Genomic DNA, 7155 nt, shown 5'->3' on the forward strand with positions numbered 1-7155 from the left:
ACCTTTGCAATGCTTGATAGCCTATTCTGTGTTAGCCAACACAGGCGAAAGGTGTTCGATGCGCTATGTGATGTACCGGTCCGACGAAGGGGACCGTGCCGGAGTCGTGGTCGGCGACGCGATTCACGCCCTGCCGACAGGACTGGCCTTGATCGACGTGATCGGCCGAGGCGCCGAAGTGCTGCATGAGCTCGGGCAGGCTGCCCGGCAGTCTCCGGCGGAGGTGGTGAGTCTGGCGCAGGCCCATCTGTTGGCGCCCATCGAGCGACCACCTGTGTTTCGCGATGCACTGTGCTATCTCGACCACGTACGCAACTATCAGGAAGCGGTCGGGCAGGGCCGCGTCCTCAAAGACGTCTTCTACCGGATACCCGCTTTCGCGTTCCGGTGCCCGACCACCATTCTCGGGCCCTTCGACGACGCGCCGATGGCGCCCGGAACCGCCTGGCAGGATTTCGAACTGGAGATCGGTGCCATCGTCGGCGTCGGCGGCAAGGATCTCACCGTTTCGCAGGCGCAGGACGCCATCATCGGCTACACGATCGTCAACGACTGGTCGGCGCGAGATCTGCAGGCCCTTGACGCACAGATGGCCATCGGGCAGGCAAAGGGAAAGGACAGCGGCATCACCCTGGGCCCATATCTGGTCACCCCCGATGATCTGGAGCCGTACATGCGCGACGGACAGTTGGATCTGACCGTGACGGCCATGATCAACGACACGGTGATCGGCACGCGGTCGACCGCGCCGATGGACTGGAGTTTCGCAGAGGTGATCTCATTCGCGTCGCGAGGTGTTCCGATCGTCGCCGGAGAGGTATTCGGGTCGGGCACGGTGCCGGTGTGCACGCTGCTGGAGCATTTCCGGCTCGATGACATCGACAACTGGCGCGGATGGCTGCGAGACGGCGATGTGGTCACCTTGACCGTCGAAGGTCTCGGTCAGACCCGCCAGACGGTGCGCGCATCCCACTGCCCCGAACCGCTACCGGCACGGGTGAATCCCGATGTCCCCGTCGTCGTGCGGCGCCCCAACCCGCTGAAACCGCTGCTGCCGTTCACCCATGGACTGCATGAAGTCGGCCGCGATGTGTGGGCGTGGATTCAACCCGACGGTGGATACGGCCTCAGCAATGCGGGACTGATCGCCGGAGACAACGCGTCGATGCTCATCGATACGCTCTACGATTTGCAGCTGACTCGAGCGATGCTCGATGCAATGGTGCCGATCACGTCGGCACGTCCCATCACCACGGCGCTGTTCACTCATGCCAATGGCGATCACTGTTACGGCAATCAACTGCTCGACGAGTCGGTGAACATCCTCGCGGCGGCCGGCAGTGCTGAGGAGCTCGCGCACGAGATGAATCCACAGATGATGGCTTTCGTCGCCTCCATGGATCTCGGCCCGGTTGCCAGCCCCTGGCTGCGGGAACGGTTCGGTGGTCATGATTGGGGCAGCATCGCGGTGCGCAATGCCGATCAGACCTTCGACACGTCGCTGACCGTCGAGGTAGGTAGCCGCACAGTCGAACTCCACGATCTCGGTCCCGCCCACACTACCGCCGACACGGTCGCGTTCGTTCCCGACGCCGGTGTGCTGTTCACAGGCGATCTGGTTTTCGCTGGCAGTTCACCGATCGTGTGGGCGGGGCCGATCTCGAACTGGGTCGCTGCCTGCGAACGCATGATCGACCTCGGACCCTCGGTCGTAATTCCCGGGCATGGCCCGGTTGTCGGCGTCGAGGCCATACGCGCGGTAAAGGAATACTGGGAAATGGTGATCGAACAGTCCGATGTCGCCTTCCACGCCGGGCTGCCGGTGGCCGAGGCGGTCCACCAGATCGACCTGGGCCCATTCAAGGACTGGTTGGATGCCGAGCGCATCGTCAACAACGTCTACGTCCGTTACCGGGAACTGGACCCCGACACACCCGAACTGCCTATCGTGGCCCTGCTGACCATGCAGGCCGACTGGGACGCCAAGCACCGCAGCTAGATCACTCATCCGCGCAACAAGATGGCGCATGGTTTGTCAGCAGTTCACGACCAGGCTCTGCCCGCCTTCGCCGCGCAGTTCGCCAGCGCCGGAATCGCTGTGATTCCAGGTGATGCGAGTCCGCAGACGATCTGCGAGGCGACGGGCGCCGCGAACGCCACCATTATCGAACGAATTTCCAGGAGTACGCAATGACATACGAGATCGTCAAGGGCCTACCGTCGACGCACGGCGACCACTACCAGCTCAACACCACGACACTCATTCGGCACGCCGCCCGCACGTACCCCGAACAGGAGATCGTCTTCCGGACCGCAGACGGCGGCTGGGATCGCTACACCTACCGCCATGCGTACGTTCGGATTCGCAAGGCCGCCAACGTCCTTCGCGGACTCGGTATCGGACCCGCCGACATGGTCGGGGTCCTGGACTGGAACAGCAGGCGGCATTTCGAGCTGTACTGGGCGATCCCGGGGCTCGCGGCGGCGATGCTGCAAATGAATCTGCGATTGTCCCCCGAGGACCTCGGGTACGTGGTCGAGCACAGTGCGGCCCGCTTCGTGTTGGTCGACGAGACCTTGCTACCGGTAGCGGAATCCCTTGCCGCCCAAGGAGTCGGCGTCGAAGGCTGGGTGATCATGTCCGACCGGCCGATGGCCGAGATCTCGACCACCCTGTCGACGTGCACCATTTCGAGGACCTGATGGCCACCGCCGACACCGAGATCGAGTGGCCGATGATCGACGAAACCTCCACCTACAGTGCCTGTTACACCACCGGGACCACCGGCCGCCCCAAGGGCGTCTACTACTCGCATCGCGGAATGTATCTGCACGCTGTGGCGCAGGCCGCGGCCTTGAGCATTACCGCCGACGACGCGATCATGCTCATTACCCCCATGTTCCATGGACAGTCGTGGGGACTGCCGCAGTCCGGTGTGTACAGCGCGGCCAAGATCGTGCTCCCCGGGCGTAATCTGGCGCAGGACACCTCGGTCCTGGTGGATGAGATGATCGCCGAGAACGTCACCATAGCCAATGGCGCACCCGCGATCTTCGGGCCCATGCTCGACTACATCCGAACCCTCGACGTCAAGCCGGACTTCAGCCGTGCCAGATTGCTCTCGGGCGCGACCGAACCGCCGTTGTCGATGATGCGCGGCTTCTACGAATTGACCGGCGCGGACATCGTGCACGGCTACGGGGCTACCGAGACGACGCCCATCGTCGCCGCGAACGGCGCGCTGAAACCCGCGCTGCGCGACACTCTCACCGAGGACGAGCAGTGGGATCTCAAACGCTCCCAGGGCATTACGGCCGTCGGTGTCGATATTCGGATCGTGGACGCGGAAGGCAATGATCTGCCGCACGACGGTGTCGCGCAGGGCGAGGTCCTGGTGCGCGGCCCGTGGATCATCGAGCGGTATCACCAGCTGCCCGACGACGGCGACCGATTCCACGAAGGCTATTGGCGCAGTGGGGATGTGGGCCGCATCGACGAAAACGGGTACCTCGAGCTGACCGACCGGATCAAGGACGTGATCAAGAGCGGTGGCGAGTGGATCTCCTCGATCGATATGGAGAACGCCATCGCCGGGCATCCGATGGTGGCCGAGGCCGCGGTGATCGGTGTGCCGCACCCGAAGTGGCAGGAGCGCCTGGTCGCGCTCGTGGTCACGGTGGATGGAAACGAAATGCCGCTCATCGAGATCCACGAGTTGCTCGAGGGGCGGATTCGCCAAATGGCAACTGCCGGAAACGGTCCTGTTCGTCGAGGAGCTGCCGCGTACCAGCGTCGGGAAGCTCGACAAGAAGATCATGCGCACCCAGTACTCCGATCTCTACGAGGACGCTCAGTGAACAACGACTGTGCTGAACGCACGTCACAGGGGCGAACAGCGCCGCTGGCGTGAGCATGCAACCGGTACCCGCCGACCAGACAGCCTTCGAACAGCGCTTCGCATCGGTGGGTACCGACCTGCTCGAAGCGGCTCCCGTGGTTCGGTCCGCGCCGCCGGAAAACAAACCCCGCGAGACCCGCGACCAGATCCTCACGGCTCGTGGTGGATGCTCGGCGCGGTACCGATCAACGGGGCGCGCATCGGACCCTGGCAGTCAGGCCGGTCGGCCCGGTGAGGGGTGGACCTTCGGCCCTGCCGCGAGGCGGTCTCGAAGACGACGATGTGAAGAAAAAGAGGCGGTCCGGCCATGAGCCGGGAATCGAGGCTGAGCCGCAAGAACGGAGTGGAGGAGGAGTGCCGACTCCGCGGACGACTCGATCGAAGTCGAACGAGAGACTCTCGACTCGACAGACACCGGCGTCACTGTGCTGGCGTAGGCAATGCGGGTGTGCCACGCGCCACTGGCCCGCGTTCTCGGATATCGCCCACCGCTTCGTCCCCACCCGCGGTCAGCACGACCGCACCCGAAGTCGATGCCGGGAGGAGTCATGGGACATCTGGAACTGCACGCACACTTGAAGATCCGTCCAGGTCAACTGGAAGGGTTCAAGGCGCAAGCGGCCGAGATCATGCGGCTGACCCGAGAGAAGGACACGCAGACCCTTCGCTACGACTGGTTCATCAGCGAGGACGGAACCGAGTGCGAGGTCCACGAGGCGTACCCGAGCGGGCAAGGTCTGATCGAGCACAATTCACACGTCATGGACGCGCGGGCGATCCTCTTCGAGAAGTACGCATACGACCACCGGATGACCGCCTTCGGCGAGGTCTCCCAGGAGCTCAGGGAACTCGCAGACAAGCACGCCGGAGGAATCGCTGTTTACTCGTTCCTCCAAGGCCTCGGAACCGCGGCGGCTGTCTAGGCCCCGAGGAAGGGACGTGAGGTCATGGCCGAGACCCGTCTCCTGGAGCGGGTGACCGCTTCGGACCTGTTCCTGCTGCTCTGGGACGACTACGGCTGGTCCACCGACATCGGCGGGCTCGCCATCCTCGACGGCACAAACCTGCTCGACGAGGACGGCAGCGTCCGACTCGACGCGGTCCGGCGACACCTCGAGCCGAGAATGCGGTTGGTGCCTCGTTTCAGGCAGCTGCTGTACCGGCCTCGCCTCGGGCTGGGGTGGCCGCTGTGGATCGACGCGCCCTCCTTCGACCTCGCTGAGCACCTCCACGTCCATGCGGTTGCCGCGCCCGGCGACCAGGACCAGCTGCTGCGGACATGTCAGCAGCTGGCCCGGCGGCCGTTCGACCCCGCCCGGCCACTGTGGGAGCTGTGGCTGCTGCCCGGCCTGCCGGACCAACGGGTCGGCGCGTTCTTGAAGCTGCATCACGTCCTCGCCGACGGCCCCGCCGCGATGGCCGCCTTCGGGGCGCTGCTCGACCGGACCGCCGACGCGCCGGTCGAGGGTGCACCGCCGTGGACGCCGACACCTATCCCGTCCACCGGTGAACTGCTCGGCGACAACCTGCGACGCCGCCGACAGGAACTACGGCTCGGGTGGTCGGGCCTTGTCCATCCGAGTAGAACATTGCGCCAGGCGCGCCGCGCGTTGCCGGCCTGGCGGGAGGTGCTCACCGAAAAGCCTGCCCCACGAACCAGTCTCAACCACCCCGTAGGCTCCGAGCGCCGACTGACCATCGTCCGCGGCCGTCTCGACCCCATCGAACATGTCGCTCATGTCCATCAGGCCACGGTCAACGACGTGGTGCTGGCCGCGGTTGCCGGCGGCCTGCGCCAGCTGCTGGCAAGCCGCGGCGAGGATGTCCGAGGGCTTGTCCAGCGCGCGATGGTGACCATCTCCCACCACGAAGCGCGGCCCGGGGAAGCGCAAGGCAACACGCCCGGATGGATGATGGTGCCGCTGCCGGTCGGTGAGCCGGACCCGGTGTGCCGGCTCACGGTGATCGCCGCAGAGACGAGCGCACGGAAGGGCAAGGCTCGCCCCGAGGCGGGCAGCGGGATCTTCAGATTCGTCGCCTGCCAGCGCATCTGGTACCGGCTGTTTCCGCGGCAGCGGTCGGTGAACCTGGTCGTGAGCAACGTCCCGGGTCCGCGGACGCGGCTTTATCTCGCCGGCGCGCCGCTGCTGGAGGTGTTCCCCCTACTGCCGCCCATGGGCAACCTGACACTCGTCGTCGCAGCCCTGTCGTACGCCGGCCAGCTCAATTTCACTGCCGCCGCCGATCAGGACAGTTGCCCGGACGTGGAGGTCTTCGCCCGCGGGTTGCGCAGTGCCCTCGACGACCTCGTGCAACCGGTCCTGGGGTCTGAGAAAGGCGGTCGGGCCGGCGCCATGGAGTCGGTACCGACGCCCAACGCGCCGACTACGCCGCGCCCGTCACCGCGGTGATCGATCCCGGCATGTGCGGATACTGGTGTCGCCGAGTTGCTGCCCGAAATCGATTGGGTTTCCTTGGGTGCACGGGCAGTCTTGGTTGTATGAGCTGGAACGAGGCATTCGCGGACCATTATGACGAATGGTCGGCCGGTATGACGGCGGATATTGCTTTCTATGTCGAGCTTGCCAGTCGTGCCGATGGGCCGTTGGTCGAACTCGCAATCGGCAATGGCCGGGTGGCGATCCCGGTTGCCCAAGCCACCGGGCAACCCGTAATCGGCGTCGATACCTCTCCTCGAATGCTCGAGCAGGCCATGATCCGGGCGGCGGCGGCTGGCGTGCGGCTCGAATTGCGCGAGGCCGACATGCGCGAGCTGCGCCTCGATCAGCCGGCGGCGCTGATCTACTGCCCGTTCCGTGCGCTGCTGCACCTGAATACCTGGGCTGACCGCCGCCGTGTCTTCGAGCGTGTAGCCGCCTCCCTGCAGCCCGGCGGACGATTCGCCTGGAACGCGTTCGTCTTCGATCACCACACCGCAGCAGACCTGGACGGCACTCGCCAGCTCGGACCGGTCCCGCACACAATCCGATACGCGGTGGGCGACAACCGGATTGACCTGGTCCGTGACGACGGCGCGGTGAGCTCCTTGTGGTGGGCGACGAAGAACGAGTGGCTCGGACTTCTCGACGTGGCAGACCTGGAACTCGAGGCACTCCACGGTGGGTTCGCTGGCGAACCGTTCACCGAGGACAGTCGAGAATATGTCTTCGTAGCCCGACGCCCGCATGGTGCGTACTCGGGCCGGTATATCCGCTCATCGGCAGAAGCGCGCATCCGGTTGGATACGCGCTTCCCG

At 65.1% G+C, this 7155-nt stretch carries 4 protein-coding genes and 1 pseudogene; all 5 read left to right on the top strand.

Annotated features, from left to right (window positions below):
• Nucleotides 1–58 precede the first annotated feature (58 nt).
• Nucleotides 59–1999, top strand: coding sequence for a fumarylacetoacetate hydrolase family protein (locus tag AC3ERS_RS35900; protein ID WP_431972609.1), 1941 nt, complete (start codon nucleotides 59–61; stop codon nucleotides 1997–1999).
• Nucleotides 2000–2190: 191 nt separating this feature from the next.
• Nucleotides 2191–3858, top strand: a pseudogene (locus tag AC3ERS_RS35905) (long-chain-fatty-acid--CoA ligase).
• Between the two features lie 589 nt (nucleotides 3859–4447).
• Nucleotides 4448–4822, top strand: a complete 375-nt coding sequence (locus AC3ERS_RS35910; RefSeq protein ID WP_431958610.1) for a hypothetical protein — start codon at nucleotides 4448–4450, stop codon at nucleotides 4820–4822.
• Nucleotides 4823–4846: 24 nt separating this feature from the next.
• Complete coding sequence (locus AC3ERS_RS35915; RefSeq protein WP_431972610.1) at nucleotides 4847–6310, top strand: wax ester/triacylglycerol synthase family O-acyltransferase; 1464 nt, start codon at nucleotides 4847–4849, stop codon at nucleotides 6308–6310.
• An 89-nt stretch (nucleotides 6311–6399) separates the two neighbouring features.
• A partial coding sequence (locus AC3ERS_RS35920; RefSeq protein WP_431972611.1) for a class I SAM-dependent methyltransferase occupies nucleotides 6400–7155 on the top strand: 756 nt, incomplete at its 3' end.

It is taken from the genome of Nocardia sp. bgisy134, from assembly GCF_057708325.1.

Excerpts from the sequence above, each read along its gene's own strand:
- AC3ERS_RS35910 (WP_431958610.1), top strand. The coding sequence starts at position 4,448 with ATGGGACATCTGGAACTGCACGCACACTTGAAGATCCGTCCAGGTCAA.
- AC3ERS_RS35900 (WP_431972609.1), top strand. The coding sequence starts at position 59 with ATGCGCTATGTGATGTACCGGTCCGACGAAGGGGACCGTGCCGGAGTC.
- AC3ERS_RS35915 (WP_431972610.1), top strand. The coding sequence starts at position 4,847 with ATGGCCGAGACCCGTCTCCTGGAGCGGGTGACCGCTTCGGACCTGTTC.